This is a genomic window from Pseudomonas sp. LFS044, assembly GCF_047978245.1.
Taxonomy (GTDB): Bacteria; Pseudomonadota; Gammaproteobacteria; order Pseudomonadales; family Pseudomonadaceae; genus Aquipseudomonas.
Map to the genome: position 1 here is coordinate 128,452 of NZ_JBFPFX010000006.1, position 18,457 is coordinate 146,908.

General features: G+C 63.4%; 16 protein-coding genes and 1 pseudogene. 6 read left to right on the top strand and 11 right to left on the bottom strand.

The window, feature by feature from the left end:
* Positions 1–2 precede the first annotated feature (2 nt).
* Positions 3–1,394 (bottom strand): L-cystine transporter, encoded by a 1,392-nt coding sequence (locus ACNQPL_RS07015; RefSeq protein WP_346614190.1) that lies wholly within the window; start codon positions 1,392–1,394, stop codon positions 3–5.
* A gap of 241 nt (positions 1,395–1,635) precedes the next feature.
* Here ACNQPL_RS07015 and ACNQPL_RS07020 point away from each other — a divergent pair, with 241 nt between their 5' ends.
* Positions 1,636–2,691: a haloacid dehalogenase-like hydrolase gene (locus ACNQPL_RS07020; protein ID WP_416466290.1), complete on the top strand. Its 1,056-nt coding sequence runs from the start codon at positions 1,636–1,638 to the stop codon at positions 2,689–2,691.
* A gap of 173 nt (positions 2,692–2,864) precedes the next feature.
* Here the strand turns inward: ACNQPL_RS07020 and ilvD are convergent, their stop codons facing one another.
* Positions 2,865–4,706 carry a dihydroxy-acid dehydratase gene (ilvD, locus tag ACNQPL_RS07025; protein WP_346614188.1) on the bottom strand — a complete coding sequence of 614 codons (1,842 nt, stop codon included), beginning with the start codon at positions 4,704–4,706 and terminating at the stop codon, positions 2,865–2,867.
* Positions 4,707–5,185: 479 nt separating this feature from the next.
* Between ilvD and mgtE the strand changes: the two genes are divergently transcribed.
* On the top strand, positions 5,186–6,241 hold the full coding sequence (mgtE, locus tag ACNQPL_RS07030) for a magnesium transporter (protein WP_416466291.1): 1,056 nt from the start codon (positions 5,186–5,188) through the stop codon (positions 6,239–6,241).
* A 40-nt stretch (positions 6,242–6,281) separates the two neighbouring features.
* Here the strand turns inward: mgtE and ACNQPL_RS07035 are convergent, their stop codons facing one another.
* On the bottom strand, positions 6,282–7,478 hold the full coding sequence (locus ACNQPL_RS07035; protein ID WP_346614186.1) for a class I SAM-dependent rRNA methyltransferase: 1,197 nt from the start codon (positions 7,476–7,478) through the stop codon (positions 6,282–6,284).
* Positions 7,479–7,693: 215 nt separating this feature from the next.
* Between ACNQPL_RS07035 and ACNQPL_RS07040 the strand changes: the two genes are divergently transcribed.
* Together ACNQPL_RS07040 and mutM are read left to right on the top strand one after the other, a co-directional pair.
* A complete protein-coding gene (locus ACNQPL_RS07040; protein ID WP_416466336.1) occupies positions 7,694–8,512 on the top strand; it encodes an HDOD domain-containing protein in 819 nt (272 codons plus the stop codon).
* Positions 8,513–8,515: 3 nt separating this feature from the next.
* A complete protein-coding gene (gene mutM / locus ACNQPL_RS07045; protein WP_346614185.1) occupies positions 8,516–9,328 on the top strand; it encodes a bifunctional DNA-formamidopyrimidine glycosylase/DNA-(apurinic or apyrimidinic site) lyase in 813 nt (270 codons plus the stop codon).
* A 57-nt stretch (positions 9,329–9,385) separates the two neighbouring features.
* Here mutM and ACNQPL_RS07050 read toward each other — a convergent pair whose 3' ends face one another.
* From ACNQPL_RS07050 to ACNQPL_RS07060, 3 genes are all read right to left on the bottom strand, one after another.
* Positions 9,386–9,637 (bottom strand): YfhL family 4Fe-4S dicluster ferredoxin, encoded by a 252-nt coding sequence (locus ACNQPL_RS07050; protein ID WP_016502084.1) that lies wholly within the window; start codon positions 9,635–9,637, stop codon positions 9,386–9,388.
* Positions 9,638–9,744: 107 nt separating this feature from the next.
* Positions 9,745–10,224 (bottom strand): pantetheine-phosphate adenylyltransferase, encoded by a 480-nt coding sequence (gene coaD, locus ACNQPL_RS07055; protein WP_119146559.1) that lies wholly within the window; start codon positions 10,222–10,224, stop codon positions 9,745–9,747.
* 179 nt (positions 10,225–10,403) lie between these two features.
* Complete coding sequence (locus tag ACNQPL_RS07060; protein ID WP_416466292.1) at positions 10,404–11,834, bottom strand: coniferyl aldehyde dehydrogenase; 1,431 nt, start codon at positions 11,832–11,834, stop codon at positions 10,404–10,406.
* Positions 11,835–11,984: 150 nt separating this feature from the next.
* Here ACNQPL_RS07060 and ACNQPL_RS07065 point away from each other — a divergent pair, with 150 nt between their 5' ends.
* The gene (locus ACNQPL_RS07065; protein WP_346614183.1) at positions 11,985–12,650 is read left to right on the top strand and encodes a TetR/AcrR family transcriptional regulator; all 666 of its coding nucleotides are present in this window, start codon (positions 11,985–11,987) and stop codon (positions 12,648–12,650) included.
* Positions 12,651–12,685: 35 nt separating this feature from the next.
* Positions 12,686–13,540: a sulfurtransferase gene (locus ACNQPL_RS07070; RefSeq protein WP_416466293.1), complete on the top strand. Its 855-nt coding sequence runs from the start codon at positions 12,686–12,688 to the stop codon at positions 13,538–13,540.
* A gap of 40 nt (positions 13,541–13,580) precedes the next feature.
* Here ACNQPL_RS07070 and ACNQPL_RS07075 read toward each other — a convergent pair whose 3' ends face one another.
* From ACNQPL_RS07075 to ACNQPL_RS07095, 5 genes and pseudogenes are all read right to left on the bottom strand, one after another.
* A complete protein-coding gene (locus tag ACNQPL_RS07075; RefSeq protein WP_416466294.1) occupies positions 13,581–14,573 on the bottom strand; it encodes a hydrolase in 993 nt (330 codons plus the stop codon).
* Positions 14,574–14,628: 55 nt separating this feature from the next.
* Positions 14,629–14,784: pseudogene (locus tag ACNQPL_RS07080) on the bottom strand (insulinase family protein); the annotation flags it as partial.
* Between the two features lie 143 nt (positions 14,785–14,927).
* A complete protein-coding gene (gene rsmD, locus ACNQPL_RS07085) occupies positions 14,928–15,530 on the bottom strand; it encodes a 16S rRNA (guanine(966)-N(2))-methyltransferase RsmD (RefSeq protein WP_346614180.1) in 603 nt (200 codons plus the stop codon).
* Complete coding sequence (locus ACNQPL_RS07090; RefSeq protein WP_416466295.1) at positions 15,530–17,014, bottom strand: M16 family metallopeptidase; 1,485 nt, start codon at positions 17,012–17,014, stop codon at positions 15,530–15,532. The genes rsmD and ACNQPL_RS07090 overlap by 1 nt, the downstream gene beginning before the upstream one ends.
* The gene (locus tag ACNQPL_RS07095) at positions 17,007–18,362 is read right to left on the bottom strand and encodes a M16 family metallopeptidase (protein WP_416466296.1); all 1,356 of its coding nucleotides are present in this window, start codon (positions 18,360–18,362) and stop codon (positions 17,007–17,009) included. Before ACNQPL_RS07095 ends, ACNQPL_RS07090 begins: the two co-directional genes overlap by 8 nt.
* Positions 18,363–18,457: the final 95 nt, after the last annotated feature.

Sequence of the window (18,457 nt, forward strand, 5' to 3'; positions counted from 1 at the left end):
TTTCAGGAGTGGCTCAACTCGGCGTGCTCATCGTCAGCCAGCACAGCCTTGTCGGTCTCCTTGAGCAGTTGGCTGGTCACCACGCCTGCGGTCATCGAGCCATTGACGTTCAACGCCGTGCGGCCCATGTCGATCAACGGCTCGACCGAAATCAGCAAGGCCACCAGTTCTACCGGCAGGCCCATGGCTGGCAGCACGATCAGCGCCGCGAAGGTTGCACCACCGCCCACGCCGGCAACGCCTGCCGAGCTGAGTGTGACGATGGCCACCAAGGTTGCGATCCACAGCGGGTCGAAGGTGTCGATGCCCACTGCCGGGGCCACCATCACCGCCAGCATCGCCGGGTACAGGCCCGCGCAGCCGTTCTGGCCAATGGTCGTACCGAACGATGCGCTGAAGCTGGCGATCGACTGAGGCACGCCCAGGCGACGGGTCTGCGCCTCGATGTTCAGCGGGATGCTGGCCGCACTGGAGCGGCTGGTGAAGGCGAAGGTCAGCACCGGCCACACCTTGCGGAAGAAGCGCAGCGGGCTGACGCCGGTGGCGGCGAGGATGATGCCGTGCACCACGAACATCAGGCCCAGGCCGATGTACGACACCACCACGAAGCTGCCCAGTTTGAGGATGTCATCCAGGTTGGAGCTGGCCACGACCTTGGTCATCAGCGCCAGCACGCCGTACGGGGTAAGTTTCATCACCACGCGCACCAGGCGCATTACCCAGGCTTGCAGGGTGTCGATGGCCGACAGGGCGCGCTGGCCTTTCTCGGCATCGTCCTTGATCAGTTGCAGCGCGGCCAGGCCTACGAACACGGCGAAGATCACCACGCTGATGATCGAGGTTGGCTTGGCCCGTGCCAGGTCGCCCACCGGGTTGCTCGGGATGAACGACAGCAGCAACTGCGGGATGTTGAGGTCCGCGACCTTGCCCGCGTAATCACTGTGGATAACTTGCATGCGCGCGCTTTCCTGGGCGCCGGCGACCAAACCTTCGGCGCTAAGGCCGAACAGGTTGGTCAGCACGATGCCGATCAGCGCGGCGATGGCGGTGGTCAGCAGCAGCGTGCCGATGCTCAGCACGCTGATGCGGCCGAGCGATGAAGCATTGTGCAAGCGCGCCACGGCGCTGAGGATCGAGGCGAAGATCAGCGGCATGACGATCATCTGCAGCAGGCCGACGTAGCCGTTACCGACCAGGTCGAGCCAGCCGATGGTGGCTTTCAGCACCGGGTGGCCAGCACCGTAAATGGTGTGCAGCACCAGGCCGAAACCTACGCCCAGTGCCAGGCCGAGCAGGACCTTCTTGGCCAGGCTCCAGTCGGTACGGCGGGTTTGCGCCAGGCCCAGCAGCAGGGCCAGGAACGCCAGCAGGTTGAGAGACAGCGGCAGGTTCATTGAAGCTCCAGGAAAAAGCAGAAGAGGCATCGCCTCTGTGAGCGATTGCGAACGGAAATGCTAACAGCCTGAAAAGAAACGAATTTATACCCAAAAGTAATTTGCTTAGTCGTTTATGGAATAACAAGTTGTCGCAGATAGCAATGCACACGACGTTTACAACTTTATGAGCGTCGCTGTGGCGTCCCGCTTGGCTGAGACATTGGTCTAGTTTTTCCCGATCATTTCAGGAGATTCGCACATGACGTTCGCTCCGAAAGCCTTGGCCGTCGCTTTGTCGCTGCTGTTCAGTATCGAAACCTGGTCGACCGAACTTACCCATTGGCCTGCCGAGGCGGCCAAGCAGCTCGACACGATGATTGCCGCCAATGCCAACCAGGGTCACTACGCGGTGTTCGACATGGACAACACCAGCTACCGCTACGACCTTGAGGAAGCGCTGCTGCCGTTCATGGAAAACAAAGGGCTGCTGAGCCGGGACAAGCTCGACCCGTCGCTGAAGCTGATCCCATTCAAGGACACCGCGGAGCACAAGGAGAGTCTGTTCAGTTATTACTACCGCCTGTGCGAACTCGACGACATGGTCTGCTACCCGTGGGTTGCCCAGGTTTTTTCGGGTTTTACCCTCAAAGAACTCAAAGTTCAGGTCGATGAGCTGATGGCTTCCACCAGGCCAATCCCCACCACCTACTCAGAAGGGGATCAGGTCAAACCCATCGAAGTGCAGCCACCCAAGGTCTTCACCGGCCAGACCGAGCTGTTCAACAAGCTGATGGAGAACGGCATCGAGGTCTACGTGATCTCTGCTGCCTCCGAAGAGTTGGTGCGCATGGTCGCCTCGGACCCCAAATACGGCTACAACGTGAAGCCTGAGAACGTGATCGGCGTCAGCCTGCTGCTCAAGGACCGCGCCAGCGGCCAGTTGACCACGGCACGCAAGCAGATCACTGCAGGGCATTACGATGCCAAGGCCAACGAAGGCCTGGAGCTGACCCCTTACCTGTGGACTCCGGCGACCTGGATGGCGGGCAAGCAAGCGGCAATCCTCACCTACATCGATGAATGGAAAAAACCCGTGCTGGTTGGCGGCGACACCCCGACCAGCGATGGCTTTATGCAATTCCATGGTGTGGATGTGGACAAGGGCGGCATCCACCTGTGGATAAACCGCAAGGCCAAGTACATGGACCAGTTGAACGGGATGATCGCCAAGAACGCAGCGGCCCAGACGAAGGAAGGGTTGCCGGTGACGGCCGACAAGAACTGGGTGATCGTGACGCCGGAGCAGATTCAATAGGCCGTTTGCCGCCTGTAGCGGCCCCATCGCCGGCAAGCCGGCTCCCACAGGTAATCACAGTATTTGAAGGCTGTGGAGTACCTGTAGGAGCCGGCTTGCCGGCGATAGGGCCGGTACAGGCATAAAAAAACCGGCGCTCAGGGCGCCGGTTCTTCATTCACACCAGAAGTGCCTCACAGCCCTTCGAGCATCGCCTTGTTACGCACAGCACCCTTGTCGGCACTGGTCGCCAGCAGCGCGTAGGCCTTCAGTGCGGTGGTCACCTTGCGCGGGCGCACTTCGGCCGGTTTCCAGCCTTTTTTGTCCTGCTCGGCACGGCGCGCAGCCAGCTCTTCGTCGCTGACCTGCAGGTTGATCGAGCGGTTAGGGATATCGATCAACACCTTGTCACCGTCGCGCACCAGGCCGATGGCGCCGCCAGCAGCGGCTTCCGGCGAAGCGTGGCCGATCGACAGGCCGGAAGTTCCGCCCGAGAAGCGGCCGTCGGTGAGCAGGGCGCAGGCTTTGCCCAGGCCTTTGGATTTCAGGTACGACGTCGGGTAGAGCATCTCCTGCATGCCCGGGCCGCCCTTCGGGCCTTCATAACGGATGATGACGATGTCGCCAGCTTTGACTTCGTCGGCGAGGATGCCGCGCACAGCGCTGTCCTGGCTTTCGAAGATCTTCGCGTTGCCTTCGAACACGTGGATCGACTCATCCACACCGGCGGTTTTCACCACGCAGCCGTCGAGGGCAATGTTGCCGTACAGCACGGCCAGGCCGCCTTCTTGCGAATAGGCGTGCTCGAAGCTGCGGATGCAGCCGTTTTCACGGTCGTCGTCGAGGGTTTCCCAACGGGTCGACTGGCTGAAGGCCGTCTGGGTCGGGATGCCCGCCGGGCCTGCCTTGAAGAAGGTGTGCACGGCTTCGTCATCGGTCTGGGTGATGTCCCACTTGGCGATGGCTTCTTCCATGCTGGCGCTGTGCACGGTCGGCAGGTCGGTGTGCAACAGGCCGCCACGGGCCAGCGAGCCGAGGATGCTGAAGATGCCGCCGGCGCGGTGGACGTCTTCCATGTGGTACTTCTGGATGTTCGGCGCCACTTTGCACAGCTGCGGCACCTTGCGCGACAGGCGGTCGATGTCACGCAGGTCGAATGCCACCTCGCCTTCCTGGGCTGCGGCCAGCAGGTGCAGGATGGTGTTGGTCGAACCGCCCATGGCGATGTCGAGCATCATGGCGTTTTCGAACGCCTTGAAGTTGGCGATGCTGCGCGGCAGTACCGACTCGTCGTTCTCGCCGTAGTAGCGCTTGCACAGCTCGACGATGGTGCGGCCGGCAGTAAGGAACAGCTGCTCACGGTCGGCGTGGGTGGCCAGGGTCGAACCGTTGCCCGGCAGGGCCAGGCCCAGTGCTTCGGTCAGGCAGTTCATCGAGTTGGCGGTGAACATGCCCGAGCAGGAACCGCACGTCGGGCAGGCGCTGCGCTCGTACTCGGCTACCTTCTCGTCGGACGCCGTGGAGTCGGCGGCGATCACCATTGCGTCGACCAGGTCCAGGCCGTGGCTGGCCAGCTTGGTCTTGCCGGCTTCCATCGGGCCGCCGGAGACGAAAATTACCGGAATGTTCAGGCGCAGGGCGGCCATCAGCATGCCGGGGGTGATCTTGTCGCAGTTGGAAATGCACACGATGGCGTCGGCGCAGTGCGCGTTGACCATGTATTCCACGGCGTCGGCGATGATTTCGCGGCTGGGCAGGGAATACAGCATGCCGTCATGGCCCATGGCGATGCCGTCGTCGACCGCAATGGTGTTGAATTCCTTGGCCACGCCACCGGCGCGTTCGATTTCGCGGGCAACCAGCTGGCCCAGGTCCTTCAGGTGCACGTGCCCCGGGACGAACTGGGTGAACGAGTTGGCGATGGCGATGATCGGTTTCTTGAAATCGTCGTCCTTCATGCCGGTGGCGCGCCACAGGGCACGGGCGCCGGCCATGTTGCGGCCGTGGGTGGAAGTCTTGGAACGGTAATCAGGCATGAAGCACTCCTGGCGGCTTGATCTGGTCACAAAAAAGGGAAGTGAGCTTCTCTTGTCCTATGCGCCTTAGGCCGGTTGCCACTGGCACGGATGGGGCCGAAAACATCACGGGATCGCCGTGTGCTCGACCAGAGCTCATAAACCCGCCGGGGATGACTGGCGATGAATAGCCCGATTCTACACCGCTGGCGCGGCGAGGGAATGGCGATGTGTCTGGCGGTAGCTTTGGCCGCATGGCCGGTAGTGTGTAGGACGGTTCTGAAACGCTGTGCCAGGGGCTGACCTGCAGGCCCAAGCCTGACTATGATCCGCCCGCCGCATGTGCGGCTTCACGAGATACCACCTCAATGGACCTTCCCAGTTTCAGTTCATACCGAACTCGCAAATTGGCACTGAGCGCGCCGCCGCCAGGGCTTCCGAAGGCTTGAGCCCGCGTGGCTGAGGTTTGCGGGTGCCTGCGTCGGCGCCTGGAGAACTTCATGCAACATCTGTCCGACACCCTCGTTTCCCCACTCGACCTGCGCCAGGCTGCCCAGGCGCGACGCGACGATTGTCTTCACCCTGAAGGCTACCCCGAAGGCACGGCGGGTTACCTGATGACCAGCGAGTATTCCTGCCTGGACGCCGGCCTCAGCGCCAGCCAGGCCATCGACATGCTGCGCCGCGAGGCCGCCGATGCCGAAACCATCTATCAATCCTACGTGCTCGACGGGCAGCGCAACCTGCTGGGTACGCTGTCCCTGCGCGAGCTGATCCTGGCCGCGCCGGATGCACCGATCGAGCAGATCATGGTGCACAAGGTCATCTGCGTCTGTACCTCGACGCGCCAGGAGGAGGTGGCCCGGTTGATCCGCAAGCATGATCTGTTGGCCGTGCCGGTGCTGGACGAAGCCGGGCGGCTGGTGGGCCTGGTGACCTGCGACGATGCACTCGACGTGGTCGTCGAGGAGGCTACCGAGGACTTCCACAAGGGCGCATCCATTACCAGCCACGTCGGCAACCTCAGGCATGCCACTGTCAGCCTGCTGTACCGCAAGCGGGTGTTCTGGCTGGTGCTGCTGGTGTTCGGCAATTTGTTCTCGGGGGCCGGGATAGCGGCATTCGAGGACACCATCGCTGCGCACATCGTGCTGGTGTTCTTCCTGCCGCTGCTGGTGGATAGCGGCGGTAATGCCGGGGCGCAGTCGGCCACCTTGATGGTGCGGGGCCTGGCGACGGGCGAGGTGGTCATGCGTGACTGGCTGCGCATGCTGGGGCGTGAATGCGGCGTGGCGCTGGCGCTGGGCGGCACCATGGCGGTGGCAGTGGCATCGCTGGGTGCGCTGCGAGGCGGGGCGGACATTGCAGTGATCGTTGCCAGCAGCATGCTGGTGATCGTGTTGCTGGGCAGCCTGATTGGCATGAGCCTGCCGTTCATGTTCACCAAGCTCAAGCTCGACCCGGTGACGGCCAGCGGGCCGCTGGTGACCTCGATCGCCGACGCGGCGGGGGTGCTGGTGTACTTCGCGATCGCTTCGTACGTGCTGGATATCTGAGATGGCCCTGGGGCTGCACGGCAGCCCCAGGGTTCGCTGATCAGCTGTTGGGCAGCAACCGGCAGGTGATGCTCTTGATGTAGCGGGTTTCGGCGATCGCCGGGTGTACCGGGTGGTCCGGGCCCTGACCACCGCGCTCGAGCAACTGCAGGTTGCGGTCCAGGTGGCGGGCGCTGGTCAGCAGGATGTTGTTCAGGTCGTCCTCAGGCAGGTGCATGGAGCACGAGGCGCTGACCAGGATGCCGTCCTTGGTCAGCATGCGCATGGCCTGTTCGTTGAGGCGACGGTAGGCCGCTTCACCGTTTTTCAGGTCTTTCTTGCGCTTGATGAACGCGGGTGGGTCGGCAATGATCACGTCGAAGCGCTCTTCGGCGGCCTTCAGCTCGCGCAGCGCCTCGAACACGTCGCCTTCGATGCAGGTCACTCTTTCGCTGATGCCGTTGAGCGTGGCGTTGCGCTCGACGCCGTCCAGGGCAAAGCCCGAAGCATCAACGCAGAACACTTCGCTGGCGCCGAAAGCGCCGGCCTGCACGCCCCAGCCACCGATGTAGCTGAACAGGTCGAGCACACGCTTGCCCTTGACGTAGGGTGCCAGGCGCGCACGGTTCATGCGGTGGTCATAGAACCAGCCGGTTTTCTGCCCTTCGCGCACCGGGGCTTCGAACTTGACGCCGTTCTCTTCCAGCGCGACCCAGTCCGGCACTTCGCCATAGACGGTTTCGACATAGCGCGGCAGGCCTTCGGCATCCCGCGCGGCGGAGTCGTTCTTGAACAGGATGCCGCTCGGCTTGAGGACTTGGACCAGGGCGGCGATCACGTCGTCCTTGTGCAGTTCCATGGTGGCCGAGGCCAGCTGGACCACGAGAATGTCGAAGAAACGGTCGACCACCAGGCCCGGCAGCAGGTCGGAGTCGCCGTAGACCAGGCGGTAGCACGGCTTGTCGAACAGGCGCTCACGCAGCGACAGTGCGACGTTGAGGCGGTGCACCAGCAGCGACTTGTCCAGCGGCAGCTTGATGTCGCGCGACAGCAGGCGGGCGCAGATCAGGTTGTTCGGGCTCAGGGCCACGATACCCAGCGGCTTGCCGTTGGCAGCCTCGAGAACCGCCTGTTGACCGGCCTGGAAGCCTTGCAGCGGGGTCGCGGTAACATCGACTTCGTTGCTGTAGACCCACAGGTGGCCGGCGCGCAGGCGGCGGTCGGCATTGGCTTTGAGGCGAAGGCTGGGCAGGGACATGACGTCGCTCCGGGAAAAAAGAGCGGGAGTATAGCGTGTTGGCCTGTGGATCGGTGCAGGGCACGACAAAGTGCTGGCACCTGCGCTGGCAAGCGCGCGCTCACAGGGACTGCAGCACAGCCCCTGGGTTAGAATCCCCGGTCCCCAACGAGTGTGTACGCATGTCCCAAGAACTCAGCGCCGAACAGATCCAGCAAGCCTTGCAAGGCATTACCATTCCGCCGCAGCCGCAGATCATGGTCGACCTGCAGTTCGAGCAGTACATGCCCGACCCGGACCTGGAAACCATCGCCAAGCTGATTTCCCAAGACCCGGGCCTGTCCGGTGCACTCCTCAAGTTGGTCAACTCGCCGCATTTCGGCCTGGCCAACAAGATCGGCTCGATCCAGCGCGCAGTAAACCTGCTGGGCAGCCGCTCGATCATCAACCTGATCAATGCCCAGTCGATCAAGGGCGAGATGAGCGACGAGACCATCGTCACCCTCAACCGCTTTTGGGACACCGCTCAGGATGTGGCCATGACCTGCCTTACGCTGGCCAAGCGCACCGGCCTGCAGGCGGCGGACGAGGCCTACACGCTGGGGCTGTTCCATGACTGTGGCGTGCCGCTGATGCTCAAGCGCTTCCCCAATTACATGGAGGTGCTGGAAGAGGCCTACGCCAAGGCCGACGCGGATACCCGTGTGGTCGATACCGAGAACCGCACCTTCAACACTAACCATTCGGTGGTCGGCTACTTCACAGCCAAGTCCTGGCGCCTGCCGGAGCACATCAGCTCGGCCATTGCCAACCACCACAACGCCTTGGCGGTGTTCCGCGAGGAATCGTCGCGCAACGCCCAGAGCCAACTAAAGCACCTGCTTGCGGTGCTGAAGATGGCCGAACACATCTGTGCGTCGTACCGGGTGTTGGGCAACCAGGGCGTCGACCACGAATGGAACGCAGTCGGCCCACTGGTACTCGACTATATCGGTTTGTCGGAGTACGACTTCGAGAACCTCAAACAGAACATTCGCGAACTGGGCGGGCATTGATTCATGCCGGAATTACCTGAAGTCGAAACGACCCGGCGCGGTATCGCGCCGCATCTGCAAGGCCAGCGCGTCAGCCGTGTGGTGGTGCGTGATCGGCGCTTGCGCTGGCCGATCCCGGAAGACCTGGATATCCGGTTGTCCGGGCAGCGGATCGTCAGCGTCGAGCGGCGCGCAAAGTACCTGCTGATCAATGCCGAGGTGGGTACCTTGATCAGCCACTTGGGGATGTCGGGCAACCTGCGCCTGGTGGAACTCGGGGTGCCAGCGGCCAAGCATGAGCACGTCGACATCGAACTGGAGTCGGGGTTGATGCTGCGCTACACCGACCCGCGCCGCTTTGGCGCCATGCTCTGGAGCCTCGACCCGCTCAACCACGAGTTGCTGTTGCGCCTGGGGCCAGAGCCGCTGACCGACCTGTTCGACGGTGAGCGCCTGTTCCAGCTGTCACGCGGGCGTTCGATGGCGGTCAAGCCGTTCATCATGGATAACGCGGTGGTGGTAGGGGTGGGCAACATCTACGCGACCGAAGCCTTGTTTGCCGCCGGTATCGACCCGCGCCGGGAAGCGGGCGGCATTTCGCGGGCGCGTTACCTGAAGCTGGCCATCGAAATAAAGCGCGTGCTGGCAGCCGCCATCGAGCAGGGCGGCACGACCTTGCGCGACTTTATTGGCGGCGACGGGCAGCCGGGGTACTTCCAGCAGGAACTGTTCGTGTACGGCCGCGGCGGGATGCCGTGCAAGTTATGCGGGACGACCTTGCGCGAAGTGAAGCTGGGCCAGCGGGCCAGCGTCTATTGCCCGCGCTGCCAGCGCTGAAGCAACCGGCCCTGTCGTCGGCAAGCCGGTGACAGGGCCATCGCAAGCCAGAAGGGCTCAGTCCTTACCGGTAATCCGGCGGTACTTGGCCATCAGCTGTTCTTCGCTTTCCGGGTGCGCTTCATCCAGTGGGATGCAGTCGACCGGGCAGACCTGCTGGCATTGCGGCTCGTCATAGTGACCAACGCACTGGGTGCACAGGTTAGGGTCGATCACGTAGATCTCTTCGCCTTGGGAGATAGCCTCGTTCGGGCACTCGGGTTCGCAGACGTCGCAGTTGATGCAATCGTCGGTGATGATCAGGGACATGGGGACTCCGGCCGGGGCTCTTGGCCCGGGCATGTTCAACGCAATGGGCACAATTGTGCCGCATTCGCGCCCGCAGTGCACGCGGGCGCGATAATCAGCAGTCTGGCTTACTTCTTGAAGCGTTCAGTCAGTGCTTCAGCCACCACCGGGTGGACAAACTTGGTGATGTCGCCCCCCAACGCAGCAATTTCCCGGACCAGGGTCGAGGAAATGAACGAATAACGCTCCGACGGCGTAAGGAAGAGGCTTTCGACGTCGGGCGCCAGTTGCCGGTTCATGTTCGCCAGCTGGAACTCGTATTCGAAGTCGGACACCGCGCGCAGGCCACGAAGGAAGACGTTGGCGCCCTGTTCCTTGGCGAAATGCGCCAGCAGCGAAGAGAAGCCGATGACTTCGACATTGGGCAGGTGCTTGGTGACCTCACGGGCCAGCGCTACCCGTTGTTCCAGCGGGAACAGGGGGTTTTTCTTCGGGCTGGCCGCCACTGCGATGATCACGTGGTCGAACAACCGCGAGGCGCGCTCGACCAGGTCGCCATGGCCTTTGGTAATGGGGTCGAAAGTACCCGGGTACAACACTCGGTTCATCGCGTCATCCTGGCTTGGAGTGCGTTGGGGAGTCGGATGTTAGCGCAGCGATAGCGCCCGGCCAAGTCATGCGGCCAGCTGATCGCACTATAGACAGCGCGGGCATTTGTTGTCATGCACTGTGTGCCAGCCGTGCGAGCAGGGCGTCGGTGAGTGAGGCGCGGATGGTTGCCCCGGCCTTAGCGGATGAACAATTTGTAGACAAGACGCTGCAAGGCCTTGCCATACGGGGGGTAGATCAACCGGGCTGCATTCAGGCGCTGCTTGGCCAGCACCGCCTTGGCTTTGCTGAAGGTCAGAAAACCGTCGTGGCCGTGGTAGTGGCCCATGCCGGAGGGGCCGATGCCGCCGAATGGCAGGTCGTCCTGGGCCACCTGCAGCAAGGTGTCATTCAGGCAAACGCCGCCGGAGTGGCTGTGTTGCAGCACCTGTTCCTGCTCGGCGCGGTCGTAGCCGAAGTAATACAGGGCCAGTGGGCGTGGGCGCTGATTGATGTAGTCCAGGGCGCCATCGAGGCTGTCGTAGGGCACTACGGGCAGCAGCGGGCCGAAGATCTCGTCCTGCATTACCAGCATGCCATCGTTCACCTTCAGCAGCAGCTGCGGCGGCAGGCGCCGGCCCTGACGGACTTCGTCGGGGTACAGGTCGATGACTTGCGCGCCTTTGTCGCGGGCGTCGTCCAGCAGGTGCTGCAAGCGCTGAAGCTGCCTCGGGTTGATGATGGCGCTGTAGTCGGGGTTGTCGGCGATGCGCGGATACAGGCGGCGCACGGCATTGCGATAGGCATCGCAGAAGGCGCCCAGCCGCGCGCGGGGCACCAGCACGTAGTCAGGGGCGACGCAGGTCTGGCCGGCGTTCAGGGCCTTGCCGAAGGCGATGCGTTCGGCGGCGCTGGCCAGCGGCACGCAGGCCGACACGATGGCCGGCGACTTGCCGCCCAGCTCCAGGGTCACAGGTGTGAGATTTTGCGCTGCAGCCAGCATGACCTGGCGGCCGACGCTGGTGGCGCCGGTGAACAGCAGGTGATCGAAGGGCAGCCTGGCGAACGCCTGGCCGACCTCCACCTCGCCCAGCACCACACTGACCAGGTCATCCGGGAACACTCGCTCAAGCAGCGCTTTCAGCGCCAGGCCGGTGGCGGGCGTGGACTCGCTGAGCTTGAGCATGACCCGGTTGCCAGCGGCCAAGGCGCAAGTCAGCGGGCCGATGGCGAGAAACAGCGGGTAGTTCCACGGCACGATGATGCCAACCACGCCCAACGGCTGATACAGCACGCGCGCGCTGGCGGGCTGGAAGGCCAGGCCGACGGTACGCCTGGCCGGGCGCATCCAGCGTCGCAGGTGACGCTCGGCGTGGCGAATGCCCTGCACCGCGGGCAGCAGTTCGGCCAGCAGTGTTTCGTCGGCGCTGCGGCCAGCGAAATCCGCATCAATCGCCTCGATCAGCCGCTGCTGATCTGCCAGCAAGGCCTCGCGCAGGGTTGCCAGCCACTGCCGGCGTTGCGCTGCTGGCGGCATGGGGTTGCCTGCAAAGGCCTTGCGCTGCGTGGCGAACATGGCCGCCAGTTCGCTGTCGGAATGCATGAGAGGCAGGGCGGTGGGCGAGGTCACGGACGCTCCCTGAGTGGGCTGAGTATACCTCGAGCCTATACGCTAACTAGCACGATGGTGCGACTTTTTCACCTGTGCGAACCGTGCATCCAGGCCGCTTTACGCCGTAAGATGGGCCATTACCGCAAGCCTGCAGACTGGGAGCTGAGCATGGCCCCGCGCATGAAAACCCGAGAGCGCATCGTGCAGAACAGCCTGGAGCTGTTCAACCAGCAGGGCGAACGTAGCGTCAGTACCAACCACATTGCCGCGCACATGGAAATTTCGCCTGGCAACCTGTACTACCACTTCCCCAACAAGCAGGCGATCATCGCCGTTTTGTTCAACCAGTACGAAGAACTGGTGGACAGCTTTCTGCGCCCACCGCAAGGCCGCGCGGCCACGGTCGAAGACAAGCGTTTCTACCTCAAGGCGCTGCTTGCGGCGATGTGGAACTACCGCTTCCTGCACCGCGACCTTGAGCACCTGCTCGACAGCGACGCCGAGCTGGCCGCCCGTTACCGGCGTTTTTCCGAACGTTGCCTGCACCAAGGTCAGGCGATCTACCGCGGCTTCATCGAAGCCGGGATCCTGGCCATGGCGCCTGCGCAGATCGAATCGCTGACCATCAATGCCTGGATCGTCCTGACCTCGTGGGTGCGTTTTCTCAGCACCACCCGCGAGCATTCCGCCCATTTGGGTGAAGAAGCCTTCAAGCGCGGCGTCTATCAGGTACTGGTGCTGGAGCTCGGCTTCGTCACCGCCAAGGCCCGCAGTGCCGTGGATGCGCTGTGCCAGGAATTCCATGTTCCGTTCAACCAGGCCCTGGAGCAATAGCCCAGGGCCTTCGTGCCATCGATCAGGAGACTGTCATGCCCCTTGCGCAATTGATCACCCCGCAGCAGCTGGCCGAGCGTCTGAACTCGCCCAAGTTGGTGATCCTCGATTGTCGTTTTGCCCTGGAAGACGTGGATTACGGCCAACGCAGCTATGCCGAGGGGCATATCGCCGGGGCGCACTTTGCCGACCTGGAGCGTGATCTGAGTGGCCCGGTAAGCAAGGGCAGAACGGGGCGGCACCCGCTGCCTGATCCGCATGACCTGGTCGAGCGCCTGCGTGATTGGGGGGTGGATAACGACAGCGAAGTGGTGCTTTACGATGACGGTCCCGGTGCATTTGCCGCGCGTGCCTGGTGGCTGCTGGCCTGGCTGGGCAAGCGCAGCGGCGTAGCTATCCTCGACGGCGGCCTCAAGGCCTGGCACGCCGCGCACCTGCCATTGAGCCTGGATGCGCCAGCACGGCGTGAAGGCTCGTTCAGCGGCGTACCGGACGCAAAGTTGCTGATCGACGGCGAACACTTGGCCAAGCAGCTGGGCAAAGCGGAAATGACCCTGATCGATGCGCGCGCCTTGCCGCGATTCCGTGGCGAAGTAGAGCCGATCGACCCCGTGGCGGGGCATATTCCCGGGGCCCAATGTGCAGCGTTTACCGACAACCTTGGCCCCGATGGGCGCTTCTTGCCGGCGGACCAGTTGACGCAACGCTTTGCCGAGAAGCTGGCGGGGCGGGCGCCGGAGCAGCTGGTGTCTTACTGCGGGTCTGGAGTGACGGCTTGCCATAACCTGTTCGCGTTGGCGCTGGCAGGGTACCCTTTGGGCAAGCTGTATGCCGGGTCGTGGAGTGAGTGGATCAACAACCCCGCGCATGGCGTGGCCACCGGCGAGTAGCAGCTCGATTGCCCAAGGAGCGTGCCGGGGAGCCGGTTCGCTACTGGCCCTCGACCAACCACCGCGGAATGCGCCGCTCCAGGTAATACCCCGGGTTGCGCAGGCTGCCATCGACAAAGCCCACATGGCCGCCGTGGCTATGCAGTTCAAGGCGGGTCTGTGGGGCTAGTTCCCGGGCGGTAGGCAGGCTATGGCGGGCGACGAACGGATCATCGCTGGAGTGGATGATCAGCGTGGGTGTGCGGTTCTGGCCGAGGAAGAAATGGCTCGATGAGCGGCGATAGTAATCGTGCACGTCGCGAAAGCCGTTCAGCGGCGCAGTAACCTTGCCATCGAAGTCCCAGAACGTGCGTAAGCGGGTCAGCGGCCCCAGGCGAGTGAGCGCCTCCAGCCTTTCATGCTGACCGTTGTCGTTGAAGTGCCGCTGTTTGAGTTGCACATACGCCAGCATTTCACGCATGAAGTGCGCCTGGTAAACCTTGGAAAACCCCTGACCGATACGGTCGGCACAGTGGTCCAGGCGAAACGGCACCGATACCGCCACCGCCGCCTCCAGTCGGCTGGCGACACCAGTCTCGCCCAGGTACTTGAGCAGTACATTGCCACCCAGCGAATAACCCACCGCGTACAACGGCGCCAATGGGCGCTGGGCGCGCAAGTGGGTGATGATCTCAGCCAGGTCTTCGCTGGCCCCGGAGTGGTAACTGCGCGCCAGCAGGTTCGGTTCCCCCGAGCAGCCGCGCCAGTTCACTGCGACGCTGGCCCATCCACGGTGCTGTAACGCCTGTTGCAGGCCTTTGACGTAAGGCGAATGCGAGGAACCGGTCAGACCGTGCAGCACCAGCACCAGCGGTGCATCCGGCTGGTGCGGCCCATGCCAGTCGAGGTCAAGGAAATCGCCATCGGCCAGCCACAAGCGCTCCCGGTTGCGCTGCAGTGCCGGCAGCTTGCGCCACAGTGGCCCCCACAGCGTTTGCAGATGGGGGTTGGAAAGGCCGACGGCCGGACGGAAAGGGGCGCTGGTGCTGGGCATGCTGGGCGACTCGTGATGTGCCAGCCTAGAGTGCCATGAAACAGCGCCCTTGTGCATTGCCGCCAAGCCGAGCGATCACTCGAGAATATTGGCCGGCTGCCAGTTTGCTGCTGCCCTCGAAAATCAAATGCTCCAGAAGGTGGGACAGGTTGCTGTGGCCCGCAGGCTCATGGCTGAAACCCACGTGATACCAGAGTTGCACGGCGGCCATCTGGCTGCTGAAACCACAGATGCCAGTCCTGCCGAGACCTGATCGAGGCTTATTAGGAGGAGCTAAGGTCATCGCTGAAGTGCTCCGGTTGCAGTGAACCGCAGCAGCTTCAGCGATATGCCCATGCAGGCAGCGCTACATAGTTAGCCCCGCTGCCAGAGCGCGTAGTGCACCTGGCCGGTCTTCTTCTCGCGGTGCAGGCGCCAGTTGCCCGGTAGTTGCAGGGTCGACGGTGCCGCTTCGCTTTCGGTGTAGATCCAGGCTTGGTCGCGAAGCCATTGGTTCTGTTCCAGCAGGGTGCAGGTGTTGGCCAGCAGGTCCTTGTGGAACGGCGGGTCGAGGAACACGACGTCGAATTGCTGCTTGGCCGGGCCTTGCAGGTAGCGCAGGGCGTCCGTCTGCAGGATCTGCCCGCGCGGGCAGCGCAGGATTTCCAGGTTGTTCTTCAGGTTGCTGATTGCCGCTGCGTTGCTGTCAAGCGCCACGGCATCTTCGGCACCGCGGGACAACGCTTCAAGCACCAGAGCGCCGCTGCCGGTGAAGGCATCGAGTACCCTTGCGCCTTCGATGTAGGGCGCCAGCCAATTGAATACGGTTTCGCGCACGCGGTCGGTGGTCGGCCGCAGGCCGTCGCCTTCAGGCACCGCCAGGCGGCGGCTGCGCCACTCGCCGGCGATGATGCGCAGGTGACCCTGGCCCTTGCTTTGGCCCTGCTGCGGGCGGGCGGGAGGGGTGGATCTAGGCATTAATGCTCCGGTACGCCGAGCGCTTGCTCGGCGGGTTTGTCAGTGGGGGCCGGCAGCGGTTTCTGTGGCACGCTTGGGCCGACGGTAACGATCACCAGTTGATCGGCTGCCAGGTGCTTGTTCATCGCCGCCTTGACCTGCTCGACGGTCAGCGCCTGAGACTGTTGCATGAAGTCTTCCAGCCAGGTCAATGGCAGATTGTAGAAGCCAATGGCACCCAGTTGCCCGACGATACTTGCATTACTGGCGTTGGACAGCGGGAAGCTGCCGGCCAGTTCGCGTTTGGCATCGTCCAGCTCTTGCTGGGTCGGGCCGTTCTTCAGGTAGTCGGCGAGAATACCCTGGACCAGTTTCAGGGTGCCTTCGCTGAGCTCGGCGCGTGTCTGCAGGTTGATCATGAACGGGCCGCTTACCTGCATCGGGCTGAACACCGAGTATACGCCGTAGGTCAGGCCGCGCTTTTCGCGGACTTCGCTCATCAGGCGAGTACCGAAGGCGCCGCCGCCGAGAATCTGGTTGCCCAGCGACAGCGCAGGCCAGTCCGGGTCCTGACGGTCGATGCCCAGTTCGGCCAGCATCAGGTGGGTCTGTTTGGACGGGAAGTCGATGTGGCTGGCGCCCGCTTTCGGCTGAACCGGTTGGGCTGGCTTGGCCAGCGCCGGGCCTTTGGGCAGAGCGGCGGAGACTTGGGCGGCGACGGCCTCGGCCTCTTCGCGGCTGAGGTCGCCGACCAGGGCAATTACCGCGTTGCCAGCCGCGTAAGCCTTGGCGTGGAAGGCACCCAGCTGGTCCAGGGTAATGCCCGGGATGCTTTCGGCAGTGCCATCACTGGGTTGGCCATACGGGTGGTCGCCATAAAGCTTGGCGAACAGCGCCTTGCCAGCGATTTTGCCGGGGTTCTGCTTCTCGTATTCGAAACCGGCCAGCAGCTGGTTCTTGATGCGCTTGAGTGCGTCTTCCGGGAAGGTCGGCTTGCCAGCCACCTCCGCGAACAGTTTGAGGGCCGGTTCGCGCTTGTCTTTCGCGCTGAGGCTACGCAGCGAGGCCACGGCCATGTCGCGGTAAGAGCCATTGCCGAAGTCCGCACCGAGGCCTTCAAAGCCTTCGGCGATGGCGGTCACGTCCTTGCCGGCCACGCCCTCGTTGAGCATGGCGTTGGTCAGGGTGGCCAAGCCCGGCGTATTGCCGTCCTGGCTGCTGCCGGCGGCAAAGGTCACGCGCAGGTCGAACATCGGCAGCTCGCGGGCTTCGACGAACAGTACGCGCGCGCCTTCGGCGGTGGTCCAGTTCTGGATGTTCAGCTGGCGTCGGCTAGGCGCTTTGCCGTCCAGGTCGGCCAGCGACTGCAGGGTATTGGCCGGCCGCGCTGCGGTGCTGTCGGCCTCGGAATGGGCCGGGCGCGCGAGGACGGCGGCCACGACCACTACCAGCGCGATGAGGCCCGTGCCGATCAGGGTGTAGCGTGGTGCGCTGCGATCACTCATGAGCGGACTCCTCAGGCAGTACGTGGGCAACGCTCAGGCGTTCGCGGGTGAAGTAGGTGCGCGCGGCGTTCTGGATGTCTTCGGGGGTCACGCGCTTGAGCTCGTCCAGTTCGCTGTCGATCAACTTCCAGGACAGGCCGACTGTTTCCAGCTGGCCGATGGTGGTGGCCTGGCTGCTGATGGAGTCGCGGTCGTAGACCAGGCCAGCGATCACCTGGGCGCGGACGCGTTCCAGCTCTTCGGCGCTTGGCGGGGTGGTCTTGAGTTCGTCGAGCAGCTGCCACACGCCTTTCTCGACATCGGCGAGGGTCTTCTGCTTCTGCACGTTCGGGGTGGCCGAAACGAGGAACAGGCTGTCGCCGCGGGTGAAGGCGTTGTAGCTGGACGACGCGCCGGCCACCAGCTCCTCGCCACGCTCCAGGCGGGCCGGCAGGCGGGCGCTGTAGCCGCCGTCGAGCAGGGCCGAGATCAGCCGCAGGGCGTGCACGGTGCGTGGGTCTTTGGCGGTGGCCAGGCCTGGTACGTTGAAGCCGTAGATCAGGCTGGGCAGCTGGGTGCGTACGTGCAGGGTCAGCTGGCGCAGGCCCGGCTCGGCCAGTTCCAGTGGAAGCTTGGCGGGCGGCACGCTGCGCTTGGGGATGCTGCCGAAGTACTTCTGCGCCAGGCCTTTGACCTCGTCGGCAGTGACATCGCCTACTACCACCAGGGTGGCGTTGTTCGGCGCATACCAGGACTCGTACCAGTGACGGAGCTCCTCGACCTTCATGCGCTCGAGGTCGGCCATCCAGCCGATGGTCGGCGTGTGGTAGCCGCTGGCCGGGTAGGCCATGGCGCGGAACAGCTCGAAGGCTTTGGAGCTGGGCTGATCGTCAGTGCGCAGGCGGCGCTCTTCCTTGATCACCTCGATTTCGCGGGCGAACTCGTCGGCCGGCAGGCGCAGACTGGCCAGGCGGTCGGCCTCAAGCTCGAAGGCAACCGGCAGGCGGTCGCGGGCCAGCACCTGGTAATAAGCGGTGTAGTCATCGCTGGTGAAGGCGTTTTCTTCAGCACCCAGGTCGCGCAGGATGCGCGAGGCTTCGCCTGGGCCGATTTTGGCGCTGCCCTTGAACATCATGTGTTCCAGGGCGTGGGACAGGCCGGTCTGGCCCGGAGTTTCGTAACTCGAGCCAACCTTGTACCAGATCTGCGAAACCACCACCGGCGCACGGTGGTCCTCGCGAACGACGACCTTCAGGCCATTGTCGAGGATGAATTCATGGGTGGGTTGCACATCGGCGGCGAAAGCCGCGAGCGGCAGGCAGAGCGTGCTGAGCAACAGGCCAGCGGCGCGGCGGGCTAGAGCATTCATAAGGTGTTTAACCTGTTCGGCGGCCCGCTGGGTTTAGCGTCGGCGGGCCAGGAGGTGCTAGGATACTGATCCGGTTGCCTGGCGACCATGCCTGT